The organism is Paraburkholderia sp. GAS42 (genome assembly GCF_050436565.1).
Classification (GTDB): Bacteria; Pseudomonadota; Gammaproteobacteria; order Burkholderiales; family Burkholderiaceae; genus Paraburkholderia.
Map to the genome: position 1 here is coordinate 226,256 of NZ_JBNDML010000002.1, position 22,928 is coordinate 249,183.

The following is a 22,928-nucleotide window of genomic DNA, read 5'->3' on the forward strand; positions in this document are numbered from 1 at the left end:
GCTTTCAGCATGTTGCGATTTGTCGGACTGGAGAGCGAGCCATTAGAGGGCATGTGTTGAAGGCGTCAAGGTTGGCGCTTTCGCGGCGCGTAATCGGCGCGTAGCTGGCCCGCAGTGTCCGGCGTCCGTCTGGACAACAGCAATGCGATGGTCAGGAAGCAGAAGCCCGCGCCTGCATGGAACGTGACGGCTGCGCCAAAGTGATCCCACAAGGTGCCGGCTATCACGCTGGACACGAGCGTGACGACGCCGCTCAGCAGGTTGAAGAAGCCAAACGCGGTGCCGCGCAGTTGTGCGGGCGCGGTCTGAGCGACCATCGTGGCCAGCAATCCCTGTGTCATTCCCATGTGCAGGCCCCACAGCGCGACACCCACGAGCACGACGCTCCAGTGCGTACCATGCGCAAGCACCATATCTGATGCAATCAAAATAACGAGGCCCGCGACCAGCAAGCGGGCGTGGCTCATCGTGTCAGCGAGTTTCCCGAACGGATAGGCCGACAACGCATACGCGACGTTCATCGCGACCATCACGAGCGGAACCAGCGCAATCGGTACTCCGCTTCCCATGGCTCGCAACACGAGGAAGGCTTCGCTAAACCGGGCCAGTGCAAACACGCCACCCACGACGACGACCCACCAATAGTTTTTGCCGAGGAGCTTCACGTTGTCCCAGCGGATCGGATTGACCCGCTTCATGCCTGGCTCCCGCGCCGGCTCTTCGATACCAAAGGTCAACAGGGCGACGGCGAGCATCCCGGGAATAACCGCGAGCCAGAACGCGAGCCGAAAGTTATCCGCCCACATCAGCATGATGACAACGGCCAGCAGCGGTCCGAGGAATGCGCCGATCGTGTCGAGCGACTGGCGAAGTCCGAATGCCGCACCTCGCAGATGCGGCGGCGTGACATCGGCCACGAGCGCGTCCCGCGGCGCCCCTCTGATGCCTTTGCCCACGCGGTCTATGACGCGCGCCGTCACCACGACACCAATGGTTGGCGCCAGCGCGAATAACGGTTTGCTTAGCGCACCCAGCGCATACCCCGCGACGGCGAGCCACTTGCGGTTTCCCAGGTAATCGCTGAGGGTGCCGGAGAACACCTTGACGACGGGGGCCGTCGCCTCAGCGATGCCCTCGATGAGGCCTATTGTGGTTGCACTGGCACCAAGGCTTGCCATGAGGAACATCGGCAACAGGCTATGGATGATTTCAGATGAAACATCCATGAGCAGGCTGACGCAGCCAAGCACCCAGACACTGCGTGGCATTTGTCGCAGAACACTCGCTTGAGGCCCGGTTTGCATTGTCTTCATCCGTAAGGGAATGCGTGTCTATTGAGGGAATTGCAGGGTATTCGAATCCCGACTATCGTAACGTCTCACGCAAAGTCCGACTTGCACAGGTTGCGCTTCGCAACTATATTGGTTGCGAAGCGCAACTTGTGTGAGGCAGTCATGGATCTCATCGATCTTCCAGCGAAGACCCGCGAAGCTACCATCATGGAGCTCCGTGACTTCTCCCGAAGGCTGGTTCGCGAACTCGGTTTCATGCGAACGACCCTGGCCGATAGCGATCTTGCGCCGTCGGCTGTTCACGCGATCATTGAAATCGGGGCGGCGCCGGGGATCAGTGCAAAGGACTTAGGCAACATCCTGCGACTGGATAAATCGAACACGAGCAGGCAGGTCGCCAGACTGGAGGCGAGTGGACTTGTAGAGCGCAGGGCCGCAAAAGAAGATGCGCGCTCGTCTGATCTGTATTTGACAGACGCCGGGCAGAAACTTCGAAAAAAAATCGATCGTTTCGCGACGGATCAGGTGTCCAACGCGCTTCGACGCATGGTTCCTGCGGACCAGCAAGCGCTGGTCCGGTCTCTCGCGCTGTACGCCGACGCGCTTGCGCAGGACAACTCCACTAAAGCACCCCCAGAAGGGGGTACGGCCACGCGAATTCTGGAGGGTTACCAGCCCGGATGCGTTGGCGATATCGCGAGCTTGCACGCCCGGTTCTACTCGGCGCATTGGGGCTTCGGCGCATTCTTTGAGAAGAAGGTGGCAACCGAGCTTGGCGGGTTCGCCGACGCGTTGCCGGCTCCCGGCAAGGCGCTATGGCTCTACACCGAAAATGGCCGGTCTCTCGCCTCGCTGGCCATCGACGGGGATGATGAAGCGGGCGTCGCCCATTTGCGATGGTTTATCGTGGACGATTCCCTGCGTGGTTCAGGTGTCGGACGGCAACTGATGTCGCAAGCGATGAAATTTGTCGACGAGCGTTTTAGCGAGACCTACCTCTGGACGTTCAAAGGTCTGGACGCAGCACGCCATCTGTACGAGTCATCTGGCTTTCGATTGACCGATGAACTAGAGGGAGCACAGTGGGGAACCAGGGTCATCGAGCAACGGTTCAGTCGTCGTTCTGCCGGAACCCGGCGGTGATCTGCATTCAGGCCAGCGCAAGCGGCTAGCCACCTTGCGCGAGCGGCTGGCCACCTTGCGCGAGCGGCTAGCCACCTTGCGCGAGCGGCTGGTCACCTTGCGCCCGGCCAGCGCCGCCGTTCAAATGTCGACGTCCACGCGAGCGCTGCTTCGATTACCCGCTCGTGGAGTCGACGGGGATTCCGGCGCCGCTGTCGGCCGCAGAGTCTCGCCTGGGTCGGCGGACGGTTCTCAACTTCCCGCTGCCTCCGCCTCCGCAGAAGAACTGATCGCCGCCATCGGACTCGAGCCCCGACACGCCCACTCCAGGCGGCATCTCGAGGCTCTCCAGGACCTCTCCTGTTTGAGCGTCGACTCGCCTCAACTCGCTCGCGTCATCTTCCCAGGTGCCGTGCCAGAGTTCTCCGTCGACCCACGTGACCCCGGTGACGAAGCGGTTGGACTCGATGGTGCGAAGAATCGCGCCTGTCTGGGGATCGATTTGATGGATCTTCCGGTCCCGATATTGCCCCACCCAGAGCGTCCCTTCAGCCCAGGTGAGCCCCGAATCACCGCCGCCGCCGGGAGCCGGGATCGTGGCGAGCACACGGCCGGTTTTCGGATCGATCTTCTGGATGCGGCCCGCGGCGATCTGAAACAGGTGCTGGCCGTCGAAGGCCGTTCCTGCGTCCGCGACGACATCGATCGAGCGCAGCGTCTTTCCGCTCGCCGGATCGAGGGCATTCAGCTTGTCTCCGGAAGCAAACCAGACTTGCTGACCGTCATACGTGACGCCATCCACGTGGTCGACACCCGGAAAGGGTCCATATTCACCGACGATTTCGGCTGCTGATCGATTCATGCTTCCATCCTGGTTATCCGATACTGGAATCCTGGTCCCCCAATAGTGGAACGGGGAGTAACAAGGTCGTCGCGAATCCCGGCACGGGTGGCGTCATCCAGCGACGAGCCCGCCCGCGACCAGACGGCTGCACCTTGCCTGTTGCCGCCAGCGAATCGAGTGCCCGCTGCACGGTGCGCTGGCTTGCTCCGAGCACAAGCGCGAGGCCCGAGCTCGACCACGACTCACCGTCGGCGAGGAAGGCGAGCACGGCGGCATGTTTCTCTTCGACGGGCCGCGCCAGCACGACGACCTCCCGTGCGCCGCGCGGCACCAGCGCAAACCCTCGCTTTGTCGCGCTCACGTCGGCCAGCGTTCCAAGCACCGCGCGAAGCCGCCCGATTTCGACCCGAAGGCGCGCGCGATGCGACTCATCGGCGAGCTTTGCCCGGAATGCCATCGCGACGAGCGTGTCCCTCGGCACGTCTGCCGGCCACGCTTCGCCCAGTGCGCGAGCGAGCGCGAACAACACAGGACGTGTTGCGAGCGGGACCACCGTGCGTGCGTCGCGCACGACATGACGGCACGCGTCCACGACGAGCGCCTTCGAAGCCAGTAACGTTTCAACCTCATCGAGCAGCAGGAACCGCTCTTCGCCGCGCGCAATCAGGCGCGCAGCGGGCGTGTTCAGCACGAGCAATGCGCTTTCGACCTCCGCCATCAGCGCCGGAATACCGGCATGGCGCGCGGCGCGCTCCGCCCGGGCGAGCGCAGCGCGCGCCGTCTTCGTCTGGATGCGTCGCATCGCGATCCCCGCGACGATCAACTCGTGGGCGGCCCTCGACGCAGGCGGGAAAGGCGCGGGGTCGAGCCCGGCGAGCGCACGCCCGGCCTCGTCGAGGCGCCCGATCAGGAAGAGGCGCCGGATCTGGAGATACCGCGCATGGGCGGCGTTCGACCGGTCGCCGTGCGCTTCGAGCGTCGCGCGCGCGGCGTCGAGCGCCTTCGCAGGCCAGCCCAGGTCGCGCGAGGCGAGCGCGATCTCGGCCTCGGCGACGACACACCTCGCGCGGGCCACGGCCTCTTTTGGACCGAAGGCGCGCGCCGCACTTCGCACGAGCGCCTTCGCTCGAACGAAATCGCCGAGCTGCGCCATCGCGATGCCTCGAAGCGCGAGCGCAGCCGCGTCGTCGCGCAAGGCGACCCGGTTCAGTGCGCCGAGTGGGTCCCCCGCCGCAAGCGCACGCGCTGCGGCCGTGACTAGCGAGTCCATGGTCTGGTCGAATCCCGCCACACTTGTCACTCCCACCGTCCGATGCCCGGTACTAATCTAGCACGACCACCAACCAGTACGTCCGACCGGCACGTCGTACCGGAAACTGACCGGACGACGAAGGACACCTAACGGAGGGAAGCATGATGACGACACACACCACCGGAACACGTGAAGAGTGGCTGGCCGCGCGGCTCGAGCTGCTCAAGGCGGAGAAGGACCTGACCCGTCGCAGCGACGCGCTGGCGCAGCAGCGGCAGGCGCTGCCCTGGGTTCGGATCGACAAGGCATACCGATTCGAGACCGATGAAGGAAGCGCCTCGCTGGCAGACCTCTTCCAGGGGCGCTCGCAGCTCCTCGTCTACCACTTCATGTTCGGGCCCGACTACACGGCGGGGTGCCCGTCCTGCTCGTCGATCGCGGACGGGTTCGACGGCTTCGTCGTCCACCCGGCGAACCACGACGTCACGCTCTCAGCGGTATCGCGGGCGCCGCTTGCGAAGCTGCAGACGTACAGGCAGCGGATGGGATGGACGTTTCCCTGGGCGTCCTCGCACGGCACCGACTTCAACTTCGACTTCAACATCTCGTTCACCGAGGAGCAACAGCGCGAGGGGAGCGTCGAATACAACTATCAGCGCGGCCGCCACGCCATGGACGCGACACCGGCCCCGGAGCCCGTGGCCCAGTTCGCGGCCACCTGCGGAACCGACGCGTCCACGTACACGCGCGACCGGCCGGGCATGAGCGCGTTCGTCCTCGAGGACGGCGTCGTCTACCACACCTATTCCACCTATGCGCGCGGAGTGGACGGCATCTGGGGCATGTACCAGTGGCTCGATCGCGCTCCCAGGGGGCGCAACGAGACGGGCATCTGGTGGCGCCGTCACGACGAGTACAACCCGCGCTGAGCCGGGTCGTGGGTGTGGTGGGCGCAACCGGCAGACGGGCGATCTCGCGAAGCATGGTCTCTGAGCGAGCCCTTTTCAGCGTCTCGGCGCTGCTCTTCGTCGCCAGCGCAGCGGTGACAATCGTCTGGTGCACGTCCATATCGGCGATGGGCGAGATGCCGATGCCCGGCGGCTGGACGATGTCGATGGCGTGGATGCGGATGTGCGGACAGACGTGGCCCGGCGTCGCGGCATCGTTCCTCGGCATGTGGGTCGTGATGATGGTAGCGATGATGCTGCCATCTCTCGTGCCCATGTTGAGGCGCTACCGCCAGGCCGTCGGCAGGACAGGCGAGACGCGCCTCGCCCGGCTGACCGCGCTGGTGGGCGTGGGGTACTTCTTCGTGTGGACCGCGTTCGGAATGGCCGCCTTTCCGCTGGGTGTCGGGCTGACGACGGTCGAGATGCAACTGCCGGCGCTGGCGCGTGCCGTTCCGTTCGCGGTCGGTGTGGTCGTCCTGGTCGCAGGCGCACTCCAGTTCACCGCGTGGAAGGCACATCACCTTGCCTGCTGCCGGGTGGCGCCGGGGCGCGGCCGGACATTGCCGGCGGACGCCGGCACGGCCTGGCGACACGGCCTGCGCCTCGGCCTCCACTGCAGCTACTGCTGTGCCGGACTGACCGCGATCCTCCTCGTCACCGGGATCATGGACCTGCGCGCGATGGCTGTCGTGACGACAGCCATCACCGTCGAACGTCTCGCACCGGCCGGTGAGCGCGTCGCGCGAGCCACCGGAGCCGTGATCGTCGCGGCAGGGTTGTTGCTGATCGCGCGTGCAGCCGGGCTCGGTTGAGGCGTGCCGGGCTGAGACCTGTGGTTCTCGACATCACCTTGTCCGCGGCGGTTGCGCGGGTGGCTGGGAAAGCATCGCGGCCCCGAAATGATACGAATGAGCATTTTATCGAGCATTTAAAGACTTATAAGAATCACTCCTTCGGCTTAAAGTGAAGACTCCTACCCACCTGATGAAGGAGCAACACCATGAGCCGCATCACTGTACCTGCAGTTGAGTCCGCCACTGGCGCGACCGCCGAAGTCTATGCCCAGGTCAAGAAGGCCGCAGGCAGCATCCCGAACCTGTTCGTTGCGCTGGGGGCGTTGACACCCGAAGCGCTCAAGGCGGTGCTGAATGCCGAAGGCGTGCTGGCTGCCGGCACGCTGAGCAAGCAGGAAGTGGAAACGATCAAAGTGCTTGTCAGTGAACTTACCGGATGCGACTACTGCGTGGCAGCACATACGATGCTGGGCAAGATGACGGGCCTGTCGCTGGAGACGCTCAAGCTGATCCGTGCGGGCCAGCCTACCGGGGACGCGAGGCGCGACGCGCTGGTGCGCTTTGTGCAGAACCTGCAGCAAACCAGCGGCACGATCCGCGCAGACGAGTTCGCGGCGATCAAGGCGGCCGGCTTCACCGACGCACAACTCGTGGAGATCACGTTGGCTATCGCGTTGACCGTATTCACAAACACCTTCAACCGCATCAACGACACCGACGTGGACTTCCCGCCGGTCAAGTAAGGCGCAATGGAGCAGGCGTTCCTTTGTTGCGCCTGCTCCTCTCTAACCGAAGAGCGGGATGTGTCACGCGCCGCCTCGACGAATACATCGCAATTTCTACAGACACAGGCTGAAAGATCATGAACATTCGTTTCCGGGTGGCTGAAAAGAGCAGCGGGCCCTATCTGCATCTGGCATTTTTGAGGTGGTCCATGGTGGCCATCTTCATCTGGTTCGGGATACAGAAATTCACGCCCTATGCGGCCGACGCCATCGCGCCGCTGATCTCGCACAGCCCGTTTATGAGCTGGTTGGGCGTGTTCGGCGTGAGAGGTGAAGCCCGGGTTGTGGGGACGATCGAACTGACGACAGCGGCGGCTCTAATCGTCGGATCGGTGATTCCGGCGGTGTCCGCTTTAGGCGCTGCGATGGCGAGCGCCACCTTCCTCCTGACGACGTCCTTTGTTCTCAGCACGCCGGGTATTACTCAAATAAGCCCGACCGGTTTCCCGATCATCTCGACGCTGCTGGAGCAGTTCCTGTTGAAGGACATCGCCCTGCTGGCCGCATGCCTGACGCTGCTTCTTGCCTCGTTGTCGCCGCGTACCACGGCTTCGTGAGGGGCTCGCAACCCGCTGCCTCAGAGCGAGGGGACCGGCCTCGTCCCGCGCATCGGACAATGCCGAAGGTTCTGCTCATTCCGGTACACGCGCCGAGCGGCGCCAATCCCCCGGTGTCATGCCCATGCGTTGCGTGAAGGCACGCCTGAAGGCTGCCAGGGATTGATAGCCCACGACTTCGGCCACGGTTTCGGTGGAAGTCGATGGCTTCTTCAATTCGTTGGCCGCCAGGGTCATGCGGATATCGGTCAGCAAATCATTGGCAGAACGCCCCACCTTGTCCTGAAACTGACGAACCAGGGTTGCACGCGACATATTGCAAAGCTGCGCCAGGTCGGGGAGGGTCCACGGATGCGCAGGCTCATTGAACATGGCCGTCAGCGCGGGCGCAAGGCGTGGATTGGCGGCGAGGGCCAACAGGCCGAAAGGCACTGCATTCGACTCGCTGGCCGTGCGCAATGTCAGCGCGAAAAGCGCCGCTGAAAGGGCGTTGAGCATCGCATGGCCGCCCAGGTTAAACGTAGTCGATTCTGCGCGAATCAAACCGACCAGGGTAGCCAACTGGACAGCAGTCGCGTTCTGCTTTGCTGTATCGTCTTGCGCAGATGTTCGCACCACGAGCGTGGCGGGAAAATAGTCGCGCATCAAGCGATCGTGCGGGGGCGTGAGGACGAAGCGTCCGCAGAGCATATCGAGGTGTTCGCCGGTTCCAGCGTTTTCACTGACTTCCACGTTCAGGCTTTCGCGCGTGCTGGCCGGCGAAGGCGCTGCGCCGCTACCGTCGTGAAGCACGTGCTCCGAGCCGTGAGACAGCAGCACGATGTCTCCCGCCACCAGGCGTAGTGGCGCACTGCCACCTGGAATCTCCAGTACGGCTGACCCGCCAAGCACGACGTGATAGGGCATCTCGCCGGGATTGGCGCGCTCGTAAGCAATACGCCACGGCGCGCCGTAGGAGCAGCGGATTTCAAGCTGGCCTCTGACGGGCATCATGACAAGCAGGCGGCTAAGCCAATCCAGACGAGGCATGGCGTTCCTTGAGATGAGACGAATGAGCATTTTATTGAGTCGGGAAGGACTAATCAAGCTCACACGAGCGGCTTAAAGTGAAAGCTCCCGACCCAGCCGAAGGATTCCACTGCATGAACATCGGACCTGCTTCTTTCCCAATTGGCCTAGTTATTTTCTTTTTAAGTATTGCGGCCGCCGTTTTTGCAGGCTGGCTTGTCGACAGGCGTTGCAAGGATATCGAGCCGGCTATTTTTACCAGCACGATCATCGGATTGATCGCTGCACGCATATCGTTTGTTCTGCACTATCTGCCCAGCTACAACGGTAGTTTCCTGAAGATGGTCGATTTTCGCGACGCCGGTTTCGATACATTCTCCGGGGTCGCGGCAGGCATCGCGGTCATCGCGTTCATCTTCATGCGGCGCAGGAGTATTCGACGGCCGTTGCTTGTCGCCACTGTCGTGGGACTGGCGACGTGGGGGGCGACGAGCACGGCGACCACTCGTTTAAGCCATTCCGCCGCGGTGCCCACTGCGTCACTTGTCAACGAAGCGGGAACCACGCAGGCGCTTGCTCCGCGTGACGGAAAACCGCTCGTCATCAATCTCTGGGCAACGTGGTGCGCTCCTTGCCAGGCCGAGATGCCGGTCCTTGCGAGCGCCCAGGCAAGATACCCGGGATTGAATCTTGTCTTTGTCAATCAGGGGGAGCGGCGCGATACCGTGGATGCATTCATGGAAGCGCTGAATCTGCACATCGCCAATTCGCTGTTCGACCCCGAACTCAGCGTTGCCAAGGCTACGGATACGACCGCATACCCCACCACGCTCTTTTACGATGCGTCGGGGCGACTGTTAGAGCGTCATCTCGGCCGGTTTTCGCAAGCGACGTTTGAGGCGACCATCAGCCATTTGTATCCCGCCTCCGTTTTGCGTCCCGGTCAATGAGATTTCCCGGATGCCGGAAGTCGCGTACGCGGATTCCGCCCCGGATCACGTGCCACAAATCAATGAGTCTCACTGATCGAAGAACGATGAAGAACGATCCGTTTTCCCCGCCAGAGGCAATGCGCGCAATCGCACTTTGCGTCACGCCGTGCGTCTTGCTGTCGATGGTCATCGCAGTTGCACTTGCAACCGTACCGGTTGGCTCCAGTGCAGAGCCAGTCGCCGACAGGAATCCTGACGTTGCCGCGATGCACGCTAGATTGGCGGAGGCTCAGAAAGTGTCCGGCACGGCGAACACAGTCAAGGACACAATTGCGATCCGCACATACGGAGCCGCAACCTCAGTGGCTACCGCGAGCGAGCCCGGCGTAAGACTCGGGGACGTGCGCGCGTCGAAGAACGGTCGACGTGCGCATTCGGAATCGATCGACAATGTCGCCTTTGAACCGCGCACATCGCTGAGCAGCCGTCCGTTCACCGTGCGGGAGGGGCAGCAGGCGCCTGCGCTGCGCTCGACCATCGCCTACGTGGTTGACCAGACTACCGGGGAGCCGTTAGTCGACAAGAACTCCCAGGCCGTCGTACCGATCGCGTCGATCACGAAGCTGATGACGGCGATGGTTGTGCTCGATTCGAAGGCGCCGCTGTCCGAGCCGCTCGAGGTTTCCGACGAGGATCGCGACTTCGAGAAGCACTCCGGCTCGCGTCTGTCGATTGGCTCGATGCAGTCGCGTGAAGACATGTTGCACATCGCGTTAATGGCGTCGGAGAACCGCGCCGCAGCGGCGCTGTCCCGCTACTATCCGGGGGGGCGACCGGCCTTTATCGCAGCGATGAACCAGAAAGCCAGGTCGCTCGGCATGATGGACACGCATTTCGAAAACCCGGCCGGCCTGTCGAAGCTCAACGTATCGAGCGCACGCGATCTGGTGAAGATGGTCGAGGCTGCTTATCAATACCGGTTGATCCGCGAATTTTCGACGGATCCTGGTTATCAGGTGAATACCGGCAAAGGCGTTCTCAGTTACCACAACACCAATATGCTGATCCACGACCGCGGTTGGGACATCGGCTTGCAGAAGACGGGATTCATCAACGAATCGGGAATCTGTCTGGTGATGCAGACGACGATCCGGGGACGTCCCGTCGTCATGGTGCTGCTGGATTCCGTCGGCCGGCATTCCGATTTCGCGGATGCGGGCCGGCTACGCGCCATGCTGACGGACGGCGAATCGCACCTCAGTGAGGCCGGCACGGCGCGTAGCAGAAGCTGACGTTGTCCGTAAGTCAACTGGCCGGCGGCCCGCTACCGCTCCATGGCGTGACAGCCCGGGCTGCTGCTACAGCCAGCGCCAGATGCCCGCGGCCCAACCGGTGAGTGGGAGATGGGCCCAGGTTGCGGCGAGCCAGACGATAAGGCCGCCCAAAAGCGCGTGCAAGCCGAACCCGCCCAGCCGCGCACGGCCAGTTGTGATCGCCGCGAACGGCAGGTAGCTCGTCTTCGACTCCCATACGGGCCAGAGATCGGGCTGGAGCCGCTCCTTCTTCCGGTCCTGCAATGCGGCGCCGACGAGCGCGAGGACGACGATAGCCGCTGCGACGATGATGTTCCTGGCCACCGGGAACACGGCGACGTGGCACAGCCCCCAAAGTGCGAACGACCACATCATCGGGTGGCGCGTCACCGCGTACACGCCGCGCGCCGCCTCAGGGAACGAGCTGGGCCGACCGCCGGTGGGAAGCGCCGGGTTGCGGATCAAGGAACCCATCAGGAGGATCGACGCGATCAGCATGACCGCAGTCACAACCGCCCAGACGCCGTTTCCTACCGGCCATAGTGGTGCCGAAAGGGGCGCCTTTCGGTAAGCCAGGATCAGCCAGCCGAGCGTCAAGACCGCAACCAGCGAATAGACACCCTGGAACGCCGCTTCGCCAATTGCACGGACCAAGCGCCCGCGCAGCGGATGGGACAAGAGAAAGTGGCTGCCCACGAAGGCGACTGCCGCCGCCGCAACTGCGTTGGTGCTTCCCATTGGCCCGGCTCCTCAAGTCATACCGTCGGCTGACCGTATCGCCCTCATTGTCGACGGCGCGGTACAGGAATGTCCACTGGCCCTTGACCTTGATACAGGTCTCGCCCATCCGCCACGCTTGCACGCCGGGCGTTTGTTCTTGCCAAGCGCCTTTTCAAACAGCGGCACGAGCTTGATCACCAGCGATGCACGCTCGAATGATCGGTTCAGAGCCGATCTTATCCCAACGCCTTACCGCAACAAAACCTGGGCGGGTTCAAAGGTGAAGCGCAACACTGAGCTTGGTGGAACGGAAGTATCAGGTAGAGAAGCAAGTGCCAGCATGCTGGCTGCGATGCGTTACCTCTTTGGCAACACAGATTTTCCGCCTCGTCCGCGTGGTTTCGGTTCAACACCCACACGCCGATCGCGCGCGAGCACGAGCGCCGTCATCCTTTCTGCGATGGCCTCAAACGCCGGATCGTCTTGCGGCACATAAAGCCATTTTCCAAGCACTGGATGCGGCCGCAAGGCGGGCATTTCATCAATGAGAGCGGCGTGGCGTTCTTGCGATGTGCACACCAGCAAGCCGTTCCACGGCTTGTCTCGATCGGCGGCAACCAGGCACAACAGACCATCGATATAGGCGGCATCGCAGCCGAACATCCGCTTGTGAATGTAGGTGGAATCGCGCTCGAACGCTTCGAAGATCCAGGCGAGCGAGTTGCGGATGGATGCGGGCATTGGTGTGAAATCCTGCGGTTTTTCAGAACGGCGAAGCGGCCATACAGTGTTGTCTCAGTGACAGTACACGGAGCTTCTCACGAAAAAAAGCTGAGGCCTGCACCAAGGACGCCGGCTGCACACACCACCGCTGCAATACCACAGACAAGCCACAAGTAAGCTCCACGAGGCCGATGCTGATGAGGTAGTGCGGTGACGCTAAGCGCGATGAGTAACCCAACCACAAGTGGCAGCATCAACGCGTTGACCACCTGCGCAGCGACGTTCAACGAAACGAGGTTCGGCACCAGCCAGACGACATAAGCGCTGCCGGCGACGGAGGCTACATACACCCCGTAGAACCACGGCGCACTCGCAGGCCGGTCTTCAAGCGATCGCCTGTATCCCGCCACTTCACCCAGCCCCCACGCCAGAGACAGTGAGCAGACAATGGCTGCGACCATCGACGCGCCAAGAACGCCAGCACTGAAGAGGACGCGTCCAGCGTGGGGGCCCACTACTGTCGCAAGGGCGAGACTAATCTCGCCCACACTTTGTAAGGCGCGTTGTTGACCATGTCCCGATAGCGTTGCTGCCGCGGCGACAAGAACCGCTGCCGTCAGTAGCTGCGTGAGGACCGCACCAACGGCCGTTTCGACCCGAGCCGCGGTGTAGTCTCGCGGAGTGAGTTTTTTATCCGCTACCGCCGCCTGCTGATAGAAAACCATCCATGGATTGAACGTCGCGCCAATCAGCGCGGCCGCAAGGTATCCAAACTGACGATTGTCGAGCGGGAGGTGGGTCATTTGCCGGAACAGGTCGTGGATGTCCGGGTGCGCCTTCCACGCCACAACGAAAAACGTCAATTCGAAGGCCCCAATGACAATTGCGGCCTTGTCTACGCGGTTATGCGAGCCGGTGAGCACGACGGCTATCAGGGCAACGACGGCAAGCGGCAATGTGACGGACCGCGAGACACCATACATCTCGCCTACGCCAGCGACCCCCGTGAACTCCGTCACAAGCGAGCCAAGCACGGCAATGACCAGTCCGATCGCCGATACCCAGGCCCACACTGGGCCGAAGTTCGAGCGGATGAGTTCACCGTGGCCTCGCCCGGTGAAAATGCCAAGCCGGACAGTGAGCTCCTGGACCATGTAAAGCAGAGGAATGAGTAGAGGCAGCACCACCAGAAGTTGAAGACCCCATTGCGCGCCGGCCTGCGCCGCCGTTACGACGTTCCCGGCATCGCAGTCGGCTAGCATGACGATCAGTCCAGGTCCCCATAAAGCAACCCAGCGCAGACTGGGCGAGACCTTCGGTTTCAGCAGCGAGGAACCAGCCATGCGTTCTGAAAGGAAGTGAAGGTAGTATCCGGTGACGGATTGTAGCGCGCAAGGTGCTGTCGACAGGCATGCAACATCGAAGCAGTAACGCTACACGTTCGCGCAGTGGCGGTATGTAGCCGACACCGCTGATGCACTGGCCAGCGCAGCAACGATATATCGAGGATCTGAAATGGATACATACACCCTGTTGGGCATCGGCTTCGGACTGGGTCTGCTCATTGCGATGTGGGGGATATGGAATCTCAGAGACTCCCCAAAACCGCGAGTCGAACAACGTGTCACAAAGGGCGCAGCCGGTCATCATGAGGTCGAGCGCTCATGATCCGCGCTATTGGTGCCGCAAACCATTCTCACGAGGTGAATCATGGTCCCGAGTTCTGACATTCATCTGGTCCCGGCGAAACTCACCGCATTGCGCCCCACTCAGATGACAGTGGGTTACCGCGAGGTCACCGAGAAGCGCGACCACTGGAAGACACTCGGCAAGAAGGCGCGCGGCGAGGCCATTGCAGCGCACTGGTTTCCCGCTGTGCTGGGCCCGGAGCAGCGCTATTACATCGTCGACCATCATCACCTTGGGATTGCGCTACTCGAGGAAGGTGTCAAGGAAGTGAAGGTGATGTTGCTAAGGGACCTGTCGTGGCTGGATAACACGATCTTCTGGCGCATGATGGAGCACAACCAGTGGGTCCATCCGTTCGGTGCCGATGGCTCGCGATACGACTACGAGCACCTGCCCAAGATGGTGACCGGGCTCACGGATGACCCCTACAGAAGTCTCGCCGGCGAACTGCGCCGGGTGGGCGGCTATGCGAAGGATGCGACGCCATTTAGCGAATTCCTGTGGGCCGATTTTCTGCGCTCACGGGTACCGGTTAGCAAGATCAGCAAAAGCTTTGCGAAGGCGCTCGATCAGGCGAAGGCCCTTGCGCACACGCCTGAGGCCCGGTATCTGCCCGGCTGGTCCGGGATGACGGTCGGCCGTTGACGCGTCTGCGCGTCTTCGCCGCCGCAGGCCGGCGGCGGCCGCACTCCCGCTGGGGCGCTGTTTTAGATTTGCCAGACCGGACCCTCAGGAAAGCGATACTGATCGAGCGATGCCGCATGCATTTCGATGCTATAGCCGGGACGTTGCGGCGGCATGTAACGGCCATTGCGGATCACAACAGGATCGACGAAATGCTCATGCAGATGATCCACATATTCGAGCACCCGGTTTTCTAGCGAAGCCGACACGCAGATGTAGTCGAACAGCGAAATGTGCTGGACATACTCGCACAAGCCGACGCCGCCCGCGTGCGGACACACCGGCACGCCGTATTTCGCCGCCATCAGCAGGACAACTATCACCTCGTTCAAACCGCCCAGGCGGCAGCTATCCACCTGACAAAAGTCGATTGCGTGTGCCTGCAGCAACTGTTTGAACATCACGCGGTTATGGCAATGCTCGCCCGTCGCGACGCCAATGGGCCGAAGCCGCTGCCGGATGGCCGCGTGGCCGAGAATGTCGTCGGGGCTGGTGGGTTCCTCGATCCACCACGGATCGAATTCCGCCAGGCGCCGCATGTTCGCAACCGCTTCATCGACATCCCACACCTGGTTCGCATCCATCATCAGCTTCAGGTTGCCGCCGAGTTCTTCACGCAGGATGCGGGCCCGGCGCGCATCGTCTTCGAGATTGCCACCTACCTTCTGTTTGAAGTGCGTCCAGCCCTGCGCGACGCCTTCACGTGCGAGCCGGCGAATCTTGTCGTCATCGTAGCCGAGCCAGCCGGCCGAGGTCGTATAGGCCGGATAGCCGTGAGCGAGCATGTCCTCTTCGCGCTCGCGTCGCGTCTGCGCGTGGCGGTGCAACATCGCGAGGGCTTCATGGGGTGTGATTGCATCGGTCACATAGCGGAAGTCGAGACAACGCACGAGTTCTTCCGGACTCATGTCGACGAGCAGCTTCCACACCGGCTTGCCTTCCGCTTTTGCCCACAGGTCCCAGGTGGCATTCACGACGGCCGCCGTCGCCAGATGAATGGCGCCCTTGTCCGGGCCGATCCAGCGCAACTGGCTGTCTGACGTCAACGCGCGCCAGAAAGCGCCCATGTTCGCTGCGATATCCTCGAGCGTTCTGCCAACGATCAACGGGGCGAGCGCCTGTACTGCAGTCACGCAGATCTCGTTGCCACGCCCGATCGTGAAGGTAAGGCCATGGCCTGTGAGCGCCTCCGGCGAATCGGTTTCGAGCGTCACGTAGGTGGCGGAGTAATCCGGCGCGGCATTCATCGCATCAGAGCCGTCGAGTAAACGCGAGGTGGGAAACCGGATGTCCTGAACGAACAGCTTTGTGATCGTGGTCATCTTTGCACCCTCCGGGGGCGATGATTATCGATTTCCGCCTGGCGAACGAAGACGGCGCGGCATCGTGCATGCGATCGCGACATGCGCTCACATACCGGCCGCTCTCCAGGCATTTGCCCGCGTTGACAACGCCGAATCCACCTCCTAGCATGCTAGCATCTTCAATGCAAATCAAGCGCGCCGTGAGCTCTTCATCCGTGGTAGCGAGTGCCGCCAGCAACCCGTATGACGCATTGCACAAGATCAAGGGCGGCGAACGAGGCAGTCTGACCGACGCGGTCGAACAGGCGCTGAGAGAAGCGATCGTGACGTTGGTGCTGGAACCCGGAATGATGATCGACAAGCTGGCGGTCTGTGAACGGATGGGTGTATCGCGCTTTCCGGTTTCCGCCGCGTTGGCAAGGCTTGCGCACGCGGGCCTTGTCGAAGTGTTGCCGCAGCGCGGCACGCGCGTCAAACCGATCTCCCTTGAGGACATCCGTCAGCATCTATTCATACGCAGGGCACTCGAGGTCGAAACGGTGCGCACGGTCGCGCTCATGCGTGATAGTGCGACGCTAGAGGCATTGGCTCTCAATCTCGATCAGCAGCGCGAAGCGGTCACGAGTGGCCAACGCCTGAGATTTCATGTACTGGATCTGGCCTTTCACGGAATCCTCTTTGACTCAGTCAACCTGCCGCGGGTGAAGGAAATCGTTGCGGTGTCGCGCAATGCGCTGGATCGCGCGAGGCAATTGCTGGCGAGTCCTGAGCGGCTCGTGCACACGCTCGAGGAGCACGAGTGTATTTTCAAGGCCATTCGCAGCTGCAAGGCCGACACGGCTGCGAAAGCGATGCACGACCATCTCGATCAGGTCGTCGCCGAGTTGCGCCGGTCTGCGAGCGAAAGGTCGGATCTTTTCGAACCATAGTGACCCACGCCGGCTGCGATCGGTGGCGGGTAACACTTAACCGTGTGTAATGCAGAGGAATGCGTGAACAGAACCACTGTTGTGCAGCATCACAGGATCGCTGCACATGGGATTAAAGGGGCTTTGGCAATGTGTCTGGCTTCTCGTTGCGTCTTCAGTTCTGAATGGCGGCGTACGCGCTGCGCCTTTCCGGCTCGCTTCTTCGATGCGGCCAGCGCGCATCGCGCAATCGTCGTATCCGCACCATGATCCCGCTCGTCTCCGTCAATAAGCTCAGCAAGAGCTTTCCCGGTGTGAGGGCACTTCACGAGGTCCAGTTCGAGCTCATGGCTGGCGAAGTCCACGCGTTGATGGGCGAGAACGGCGCCGGCAAATCGACGCTGATGAAAATCCTCGCAGGCGTATACACCCGGGATTCAGGCGAAATTCTCTACGACGGCCAGCCAGTTGAGTTCCTGAGCCCGCGTGAGGCGCAGGCCATGGGTGTCGGCATCATTCATCAGGAACTGCAGCTGATGAATCATTTGAGCGTCGCGCAGAATATTTTCATCGGCCGCGAGCCGCGCGGACGCCTCGGCCTCTTCCTCGACGAAGACAGGCTCAACGCACAGGCGCGCGACATTCTCGCCCGCATGCATGTGCGTCTCGACCCACGCGCCATGGTCGGCGCGCTCACCGTCGCCAGCCAGCAGATGGTCGAGATCGCCAAGGCCCTATCTTTCGATTCGCGCGTCCTGATCATGGATGAGCCGACCTCCGCGCTGAACGACGCCGAAATCGCCGAGCTCTTTCGCATCATCCGCCAGCTGAAGGAGCGGGGCGTCGGAATCATCTACATTTCACACAAGATGGATGAGCTGGAGCAGATTTCCGACCGGGTCACCGTGCTTCGTGACGGCGAATATGTGGCCACCGTCGCGGCCAGGGACACGAGCGTCGAAGCGATCATCGGCATGATGGTCGGAAGAACGTTGACCGACGTCGCACCATTTCAGAGCACCACAGACAAGGGCGAGGTCGCGCTCGAGGTGAAACATCTCACCGCTGGACCGCTGGTCAGGGACGTGAGCTTCACGCTGCGCAAAGGGGAGATATTGGGCTTTGCCGGCTTGATGGGCGCGGGCCGCACCGAGGTCGCCCGCGCGGTGTTCGGCGCCGACCCGATCGAATCCGGCGAGATTCTGGTGAAAGGCGTGAAAGCAGCGATCAGGAAGCCGAGCGACGCCGTAGCGCGTGGCATCGGCTATCTCTCCGAAGATCGCAAGCGATTCGGCCTCGCGACGGGCATGGACGTCGAATCGAATATTGTGATGTCCAACTTGCGCAAATTCCTGTCGCTGAACTTTTTCCTGCGCCGCGCGCAGATACGCAAGACGGCTTCTCATTTCATTGAGCTGCTCGACATTCGTACGCCCTCTACGACGCAGCAGGTACGGCTTCTCTCAGGCGGCAATCAGCAGAAACTCGTCATTGCAAAATGGCTTGAGCGCGACTGTGATGTGCTCTTCTTCGACGAGCCTACGCGCGGCATCGACGTCGGCGCCAAGAGCGAAATCTATAAGCTCTTGCGCTCGCTCGCCGGGCAAGGCAAGGCGATCATAATGATCTCGTCGGAACTGCCGGAAATCCTGCGCATGAGCGACCGCATCGTTGTGATGTGCGAGGGCCGTATCACCGGCGAACTCTCCGCTCGCGAGGCGACGCAGGAACGCATCATGCAACTGGCGACGCAGCGCGAAACCCTGAAAGCGGCGTAAGCCTCAAGAGGTCAAGTACATGACACTGCCATCTGATACTGCGGCGCTGGCCGATGAGCGACGGGCCTCCGGCTTGAGGGCCCGCATCTTTGCGCCGACCGCCCTGCAAAAGCTGCTCGCCTTCGCGAGCCTGATCCTGCTGCTGGGCTTTTTCAGTTTCGCCTCGCCCGCCTTCATGCAGATGGACAATATCCTCGGCATTCTGCAGGCGACGGCGGTCAACGGCGTTCTGGCGATCGCCTGCACGTTCATCATCATTACCGGAGGCATCGATCTGTCCGTCGGCACGTTGATGACCTTCACGGCGGTCATTTGCGGTGTGTTTCTGACCAACTGGCACCTGCCGATGTGGACCGGTGTCGTTGCTGCGATTGGGACGGGCGCGTTCTGCGGAACCGTTTCGGGAACCCTCACGGCGAAAATGAAAATACCGCCGTTCATTGCCACCTTAGGCATGATGCTGCTACTGAAAGGGCTTTCGCTCGTCGTCTCGGCCGACAAGCCGATCTATTTCAATGACACTGAGAACTTTTACATGATCTCGCAGGATTCGCTGATCGGCCATGTACTGCCGAGCCTGCCCATTCCGAACGCCGTCCTGATCCTGTTTTTCCTTGCGGTCGTGAGTTCGATCACGCTTAATCGCACGGCGCTCGGCCGCTACACATTTGCGCTCGGCAGCAACGAAGAAGCCGTACGCCTTTCCGGCGTGAATGTCGATCGGTGGAAGATCGCCATTTACGGCCTGGGCGGGGCCATTTGCGGCGTTGCCGGGCTGCTGATCGCCTCGCGCCTGAATTCGGCCCAGCCGGCGCTAGGCCAGGGCTATGAGCTTGAGGCGATCGCCGCCGTCGTCATCGGCGGCACCTCACTTAGCGGTGGTTCGGGCACGATTCTGGGCACGATCATCGGCGCTTTTATCATGAGCGTGTTGACCAACGGCCTGCGCATCATGTCCGTCGCTCAGGAATGGCAGATCGTGGTGACGGGCCTCATCATCATTCTTGCGGTCTATGCCGATATCCTGCGACGCAAGAAGAGCTGACCCTGCACAGGACAAGATCAAAAACGGAGCGCCCAAAGGCTCCCGCAACGGCTGAAGGTGATAGCCCAACTTAGGAGGAGAACACCATGTTGAAAAGAAGACTTATCGGTGTCGCGATCGGCGTCGGCGCGCTCGTCGGCGGAACGGGTGTTACGTACGCGGATGAAGCCTATATTCCGCTGATCTCGAAAGGTTTTCAGCACCAGTTCTGGCAAGCCGTCAAAGCCGGCGCTGAACAATCGGCGAAGGAGCACAACGTCAGGATCACCTTCGAGGGCCCGGAAACCGAGGCTATGGTCGATAAGCAGATCGACATGCTCTCGGCCGCGCTTGCCAAGAAGCCTCAGGCGCTCGGCATCGCCGCGCTCGACAGCAAGGCGGCCATTCCGCTCCTGAAGAAGGCGCAGGCCGGCAAGATACCCGTTATCGCTTTCGACTCGGGTGTCGACAGCGACATTCCGCTGACAACCTGTGCAACGGACAATCTCGCCGCCGCCGCACTGGCCGCCGACAAGATGGCCGAGGCGATCGGCAATTCCGGTGAAGTCGGCGTGATCGTGCACGACCAGACCAGCCGCACCGGCATCGATCGCCGCGACGGCTTTCTGAATGAGATGAAGTCGAAGCATCCGAACGTCAAGATCGTCTCGGTCCAGTACGGCGGCGGAGACCATCTGAAGTCGGCTGAGATCGCCAAGACGATGATCCAGGCCAATCCCAACATCAAGGGCATTTTCGGCGCTAACGAAGGCTCGGCTGAAGGCGCGGCGATCGGCGTCAAGGAATCGGGCAAGAAACTCGTCCTGATCGGCTACGACTCCGGCAAGGAGCAAAAAGAGGACATCAACTCGGGCCTGATGGCCGGCGCCATTACGCAGAACCCCGTCGGCATCGGCAAATGCGTTGTCGACTCGGCGGTGAAGGCGATGAAGGGCCAGAAACTCCCCACGAAAGTTGACACGGGCTTCTACTGGTACGACAAGAGCAATATGAAAGATCCCAAGATCGCCGCTGTGCTCTATGATTGATGGACGTCGTTTAAGGCGCCATGAGAGAGGAGGAGCTGCGGCTCCTCCTTTTTTATGTCCTGTCTTATCATGTCGGCTCCTCCACGATGACGCCCACAAGGCAGATCGACATGACCGTACACAGCAATCCGCTGTTGCAGGACTGGCAAACGCCGTGGCAGTTGCCGCCCTTCGCGCAGATCAAACCCGAACACTTCGCGCCTGCCTTCGCAACGCTGTTTGCGGAGCATCTGGCGGAAATCGATGCGCTGGTCGCAAATCCAGCCGCGCCGACATTCGATAACACCGTAGCCGCGTTCGATGCCGCCGGCGTCCGGCTGGATCGTGTACGCCTGACCTTCGAAAACCTGTGTGCATCCGCGTCGCCGCCCGAATTGCAGGCAGTCGAGCGCGAGATGGCGCCGCTTCTGGCCGCACACGACAGCAAGGTGTCGATGCACGCAGGCTTTTTTGTCAGGCTGGATGCGGTTCACCGGCAGGCGGCCGCGCTGGAGTTGACCGAGGAACAGCGCCGCTTGCTGCAACGCTTGCACACCGATTTCGTGCGCACAGGCGCAATGCTGGAAGGGGACGCCCGCGCGCGCTTTGCCGCGATCGCCGAACGGCTGGCGAATCTGCACACACAGTTCGCGCAAAACATCCTGGCTGATGAATCCAGCTATCAGCTGCCGCTCACGAGCGAAGCCGATCTGGCCGGATTGCCCGATTTTCTGCGTCACGCGGCGCGCAGCGCGGCACAGGAACGCGGCGTCGACGGTTACGTCATTACCCTGTCGCGTTCGCTGGTCGAGCCATTCCTTACGTGGTCCGCGCGTCGCGATCTTCGCGAAACTGCATGGCGGGCCTGGACCAGTCGTGGCGAGACGCCGGGTCGCGACAACCGTCCGATAGCACGCGAAATACTGACGCTGCGTCAGGAGCAGGCGCGTCTGCTCGGCTACAACAGCTTTGCCGATTACGCGCTGGCTGACCGCATGGCCGGCAAACCCTCCGCAGTCTACGACCTGCTCAACCAGGTATGGGAGCCGGCGAAGGCGAGCGCCGAACTGGAGCGGCAGGCGCTAATGGCGCAAGCCATCGCGCTGGGCGAATCCACTGACATCGAACCGTGGGACTGGTATTACCTGGCCGAAAAAGTGCGCGCTGCGCGCTTTGCGCTGGACGATGCCGAGGTGAAACCGTACTTCAGCCTGGACGCCATGCTGGGTGCCATGTTCGATTGCGCAGGCCGCCTGTTCGGGGTTCAGTTCGTCGAGCAGACGGGCGTGTCGTTGTACCACCCGGATGTCCGTCTGTGGGAAGTGCGCCGCGGCGACACCCTGGCCGGTGTGTTCCTCGGCGACAACTATGCGCGTCCCAACAAGCAGGGCGGCGCGTGGATGCACGTGTATCGCAAGCAGACGCGCAACGGTGGCGATGTGATCCCCGTGGTGATCAATAACAACAATTTCGCCCGTGGCGGCGAGGGTCCCACGCTGCTCAGTTTCGATGACGTTCGCACGTTATTCCACGAATTCGGCCATGGGCTGCACGGCCTGTTGTCCAACGTAAATTATGGGCGCCTTTCGGGTACCAACGTCCCGCAAGACTACGTGGAACTGCCGTCACAGTTGATGGAAAACTGGGCCACGGTACCTGAAGTGCTGGCAAAGCATGCGCGTCACGTCACGACAGGTGAGCCGATCCCGGCAGCGCTGATCGAGCGCATCCGTGCTTCGCAAACCTTCAATCAGGGATTCACGACGGTGGCGTATACGTCGTCCACACTGATCGATCTGGCGTTGCACCTGCATGAAGATCCGGGCGGACTCGACATCGCCCGCTTTGAGACGCAGGAGCGCGAGCGTCTCGGCGTGCCGCGCGAAGTGGGTATGCGCCACCGCTTGCCGCACTTCGGCCATATCTTCGGCGGCGCGTATTACGCGGCCGGCTATTACGTCTACATGTGGGCGGAAGTGCTGGAAGCCGAGGCGTTCGATGCGTTCGAGGAATCCGGCAACGCATTCGATCCGGCGCTAGCTGAAAAACTGCAACGCTATGTCTACAGCGCGGGCGACAGCCGCGAACAGCGCGCCGCATTCCGCGCTTTTCGTGGGCGCGATCCGCAAGCCACGCCGATGTTGCGCAAGCGCGGTTTGCTGCCGGCCTGATCCGGGCCAAACGAAAACGGGCACTGCGGTGCCCGTTTTTTTGCGGAAGG

21 protein-coding genes and 1 pseudogene are annotated in these 22,928 nt (G+C 61.7%); 13 read left to right on the top strand and 9 right to left on the bottom strand.

Annotated features, from left to right (window positions below; genetic code table 11):
* Positions 1–65: 65 nt before the first annotated feature.
* Positions 66–1,304, bottom strand: a complete 1,239-nt coding sequence (locus P3T16_RS03630; protein ID WP_429341204.1) for an MFS transporter — start codon at positions 1,302–1,304, stop codon at positions 66–68.
* Positions 1,305–1,454: 150 nt separating this feature from the next.
* Between P3T16_RS03630 and P3T16_RS03635 the strand changes: the two genes are divergently transcribed.
* Positions 1,455–2,435: a bifunctional helix-turn-helix transcriptional regulator/GNAT family N-acetyltransferase gene (locus P3T16_RS03635; protein ID WP_429341205.1), complete on the top strand. Its 981-nt coding sequence runs from the start codon at positions 1,455–1,457 to the stop codon at positions 2,433–2,435.
* 154 nt (positions 2,436–2,589) lie between these two features.
* On the opposite strand, the gene P3T16_RS03640 is transcribed toward P3T16_RS03635, so the two are convergent.
* Both P3T16_RS03640 and P3T16_RS03645 read right to left on the bottom strand, forming a co-directional pair.
* Positions 2,590–3,276, bottom strand: coding sequence for a glutaminyl-peptide cyclotransferase (locus tag P3T16_RS03640; protein ID WP_429254253.1), 687 nt, complete (start codon positions 3,274–3,276; stop codon positions 2,590–2,592).
* A 13-nt stretch (positions 3,277–3,289) separates the two neighbouring features.
* Positions 3,290–4,528 carry a helix-turn-helix domain-containing protein gene (locus tag P3T16_RS03645; RefSeq protein WP_429341206.1) on the bottom strand — a complete coding sequence of 413 codons (1,239 nt, stop codon included), beginning with the start codon at positions 4,526–4,528 and terminating at the stop codon, positions 3,290–3,292.
* A gap of 146 nt (positions 4,529–4,674) precedes the next feature.
* Here P3T16_RS03645 and P3T16_RS03650 point away from each other — a divergent pair, with 146 nt between their 5' ends.
* The 4 genes from P3T16_RS03650 to P3T16_RS03665 all read left to right on the top strand — a co-directional run bounded on the left by P3T16_RS03650 (position 4,675) and on the right by P3T16_RS03665 (position 7,596).
* On the top strand, positions 4,675–5,439 hold the full coding sequence (locus tag P3T16_RS03650; RefSeq protein ID WP_429341404.1) for a DUF899 domain-containing protein: 765 nt from the start codon (positions 4,675–4,677) through the stop codon (positions 5,437–5,439).
* Positions 5,440–5,492: 53 nt separating this feature from the next.
* Positions 5,493–6,272 (top strand): DUF2182 domain-containing protein, encoded by a 780-nt coding sequence (locus P3T16_RS03655; protein ID WP_429341207.1) that lies wholly within the window; start codon positions 5,493–5,495, stop codon positions 6,270–6,272.
* Positions 6,273–6,460: 188 nt separating this feature from the next.
* Entirely contained in the window at positions 6,461–6,997 is a 537-nt protein-coding gene (locus P3T16_RS03660) for a carboxymuconolactone decarboxylase family protein (protein ID WP_429341208.1), read from the top strand.
* 119 nt (positions 6,998–7,116) lie between these two features.
* A complete protein-coding gene (locus tag P3T16_RS03665; protein ID WP_429341209.1) occupies positions 7,117–7,596 on the top strand; it encodes a DUF417 family protein in 480 nt (159 codons plus the stop codon).
* Positions 7,597–7,671: 75 nt separating this feature from the next.
* Here the strand turns inward: P3T16_RS03665 and P3T16_RS03670 are convergent, their stop codons facing one another.
* The gene (locus tag P3T16_RS03670; protein WP_429341405.1) at positions 7,672–8,625 is read right to left on the bottom strand and encodes an AraC family transcriptional regulator; all 954 of its coding nucleotides are present in this window, start codon (positions 8,623–8,625) and stop codon (positions 7,672–7,674) included.
* Positions 8,626–8,738: 113 nt separating this feature from the next.
* Here P3T16_RS03670 and P3T16_RS03675 point away from each other — a divergent pair, with 113 nt between their 5' ends.
* Positions 8,739–9,554, top strand: a complete 816-nt coding sequence (locus P3T16_RS03675) for a prolipoprotein diacylglyceryl transferase family protein (RefSeq protein WP_429341210.1) — start codon at positions 8,739–8,741, stop codon at positions 9,552–9,554.
* 86 nt (positions 9,555–9,640) lie between these two features.
* Positions 9,641–10,828: a serine hydrolase gene (locus tag P3T16_RS03680; RefSeq protein ID WP_429341211.1), complete on the top strand. Its 1,188-nt coding sequence runs from the start codon at positions 9,641–9,643 to the stop codon at positions 10,826–10,828.
* 66 nt (positions 10,829–10,894) lie between these two features.
* Here the strand turns inward: P3T16_RS03680 and P3T16_RS03685 are convergent, their stop codons facing one another.
* From P3T16_RS03685 to P3T16_RS03700, 4 genes and pseudogenes are all read right to left on the bottom strand, one after another.
* On the bottom strand, positions 10,895–11,587 hold the full coding sequence (locus tag P3T16_RS03685; RefSeq protein WP_429341212.1) for an NnrU family protein: 693 nt from the start codon (positions 11,585–11,587) through the stop codon (positions 10,895–10,897).
* Positions 11,588–11,618: 31 nt separating this feature from the next.
* Positions 11,619–11,708 (bottom strand): annotated as a pseudogene (locus P3T16_RS03690) (DDE-type integrase/transposase/recombinase); the annotation flags it as partial.
* 218 nt (positions 11,709–11,926) lie between these two features.
* Positions 11,927–12,310, bottom strand: coding sequence for a hypothetical protein (locus P3T16_RS03695; protein ID WP_429254261.1), 384 nt, complete (start codon positions 12,308–12,310; stop codon positions 11,927–11,929).
* A 77-nt stretch (positions 12,311–12,387) separates the two neighbouring features.
* Positions 12,388–13,635, bottom strand: coding sequence for an NRAMP family divalent metal transporter (locus tag P3T16_RS03700; RefSeq protein WP_429341213.1), 1,248 nt, complete (start codon positions 13,633–13,635; stop codon positions 12,388–12,390).
* A gap of 367 nt (positions 13,636–14,002) precedes the next feature.
* Between P3T16_RS03700 and P3T16_RS03705 the strand changes: the two genes are divergently transcribed.
* A complete protein-coding gene (locus P3T16_RS03705; RefSeq protein WP_429341214.1) occupies positions 14,003–14,626 on the top strand; it encodes a ParB-like protein in 624 nt (207 codons plus the stop codon).
* Positions 14,627–14,688: 62 nt separating this feature from the next.
* Here P3T16_RS03705 and P3T16_RS03710 read toward each other — a convergent pair whose 3' ends face one another.
* The gene (locus P3T16_RS03710) at positions 14,689–15,987 is read right to left on the bottom strand and encodes an L-fuconate dehydratase (protein ID WP_429341215.1); all 1,299 of its coding nucleotides are present in this window, start codon (positions 15,985–15,987) and stop codon (positions 14,689–14,691) included.
* A gap of 149 nt (positions 15,988–16,136) precedes the next feature.
* Between P3T16_RS03710 and P3T16_RS03715 the strand changes: the two genes are divergently transcribed.
* From P3T16_RS03715 to P3T16_RS03735, 5 genes are all read left to right on the top strand, one after another.
* Positions 16,137–16,898 (top strand): GntR family transcriptional regulator, encoded by a 762-nt coding sequence (locus P3T16_RS03715; RefSeq protein ID WP_429341216.1) that lies wholly within the window; start codon positions 16,137–16,139, stop codon positions 16,896–16,898.
* Positions 16,899–17,143: 245 nt separating this feature from the next.
* Positions 17,144–18,655 (top strand): sugar ABC transporter ATP-binding protein, encoded by a 1,512-nt coding sequence (locus tag P3T16_RS03720; protein ID WP_429341406.1) that lies wholly within the window; start codon positions 17,144–17,146, stop codon positions 18,653–18,655.
* A gap of 19 nt (positions 18,656–18,674) precedes the next feature.
* A complete protein-coding gene (locus tag P3T16_RS03725) occupies positions 18,675–19,700 on the top strand; it encodes an ABC transporter permease (protein WP_429254266.1) in 1,026 nt (341 codons plus the stop codon).
* A gap of 86 nt (positions 19,701–19,786) precedes the next feature.
* Positions 19,787–20,728 carry an ABC transporter substrate-binding protein gene (locus P3T16_RS03730; protein ID WP_429254267.1) on the top strand — a complete coding sequence of 314 codons (942 nt, stop codon included), beginning with the start codon at positions 19,787–19,789 and terminating at the stop codon, positions 20,726–20,728.
* Between the two features lie 110 nt (positions 20,729–20,838).
* Entirely contained in the window at positions 20,839–22,878 is a 2,040-nt protein-coding gene (locus tag P3T16_RS03735; protein ID WP_429341217.1) for a M3 family metallopeptidase, read from the top strand.
* The last annotated feature ends 50 nt before the right edge of the window (positions 22,879–22,928 follow it).

Coding starts and splice junctions, on each gene's coding strand:
- P3T16_RS03630 (WP_429341204.1), bottom strand. CDS start 1,304: ATGCAAACCGGGCCTCAAGCGAGTGTTCTGCGACAAATGCCACGCAGT.
- P3T16_RS03635 (WP_429341205.1), top strand. CDS start 1,455: ATGGATCTCATCGATCTTCCAGCGAAGACCCGCGAAGCTACCATCATG.
- P3T16_RS03640 (WP_429254253.1), bottom strand. CDS start 3,276: ATGAATCGATCAGCAGCCGAAATCGTCGGTGAATATGGACCCTTTCCG.
- P3T16_RS03645 (WP_429341206.1), bottom strand. CDS start 4,528: ATGGACTCGCTAGTCACGGCCGCAGCGCGTGCGCTTGCGGCGGGGGAC.
- P3T16_RS03650 (WP_429341404.1), top strand. CDS start 4,675: ATGACGACACACACCACCGGAACACGTGAAGAGTGGCTGGCCGCGCGG.
- P3T16_RS03655 (WP_429341207.1), top strand. CDS start 5,493: ATGGTCTCTGAGCGAGCCCTTTTCAGCGTCTCGGCGCTGCTCTTCGTC.
- P3T16_RS03660 (WP_429341208.1), top strand. CDS start 6,461: ATGAGCCGCATCACTGTACCTGCAGTTGAGTCCGCCACTGGCGCGACC.
- P3T16_RS03665 (WP_429341209.1), top strand. CDS start 7,117: ATGAACATTCGTTTCCGGGTGGCTGAAAAGAGCAGCGGGCCCTATCTG.
- P3T16_RS03670 (WP_429341405.1), bottom strand. CDS start 8,625: ATGCCTCGTCTGGATTGGCTTAGCCGCCTGCTTGTCATGATGCCCGTC.
- P3T16_RS03675 (WP_429341210.1), top strand. CDS start 8,739: ATGAACATCGGACCTGCTTCTTTCCCAATTGGCCTAGTTATTTTCTTT.
- P3T16_RS03680 (WP_429341211.1), top strand. CDS start 9,641: ATGAAGAACGATCCGTTTTCCCCGCCAGAGGCAATGCGCGCAATCGCA.
- P3T16_RS03685 (WP_429341212.1), bottom strand. CDS start 11,587: ATGGGAAGCACCAACGCAGTTGCGGCGGCGGCAGTCGCCTTCGTGGGC.
- P3T16_RS03695 (WP_429254261.1), bottom strand. CDS start 12,310: ATGCCCGCATCCATCCGCAACTCGCTCGCCTGGATCTTCGAAGCGTTC.
- P3T16_RS03700 (WP_429341213.1), bottom strand. CDS start 13,635: ATGGCTGGTTCCTCGCTGCTGAAACCGAAGGTCTCGCCCAGTCTGCGC.
- P3T16_RS03705 (WP_429341214.1), top strand. CDS start 14,003: ATGGTCCCGAGTTCTGACATTCATCTGGTCCCGGCGAAACTCACCGCA.
- P3T16_RS03710 (WP_429341215.1), bottom strand. CDS start 15,987: ATGACCACGATCACAAAGCTGTTCGTTCAGGACATCCGGTTTCCCACC.
- P3T16_RS03715 (WP_429341216.1), top strand. CDS start 16,137: ATGCTAGCATCTTCAATGCAAATCAAGCGCGCCGTGAGCTCTTCATCC.
- P3T16_RS03720 (WP_429341406.1), top strand. CDS start 17,144: ATGATCCCGCTCGTCTCCGTCAATAAGCTCAGCAAGAGCTTTCCCGGT.
- P3T16_RS03725 (WP_429254266.1), top strand. CDS start 18,675: ATGACACTGCCATCTGATACTGCGGCGCTGGCCGATGAGCGACGGGCC.
- P3T16_RS03730 (WP_429254267.1), top strand. CDS start 19,787: ATGTTGAAAAGAAGACTTATCGGTGTCGCGATCGGCGTCGGCGCGCTC.
- P3T16_RS03735 (WP_429341217.1), top strand. CDS start 20,839: ATGACCGTACACAGCAATCCGCTGTTGCAGGACTGGCAAACGCCGTGG.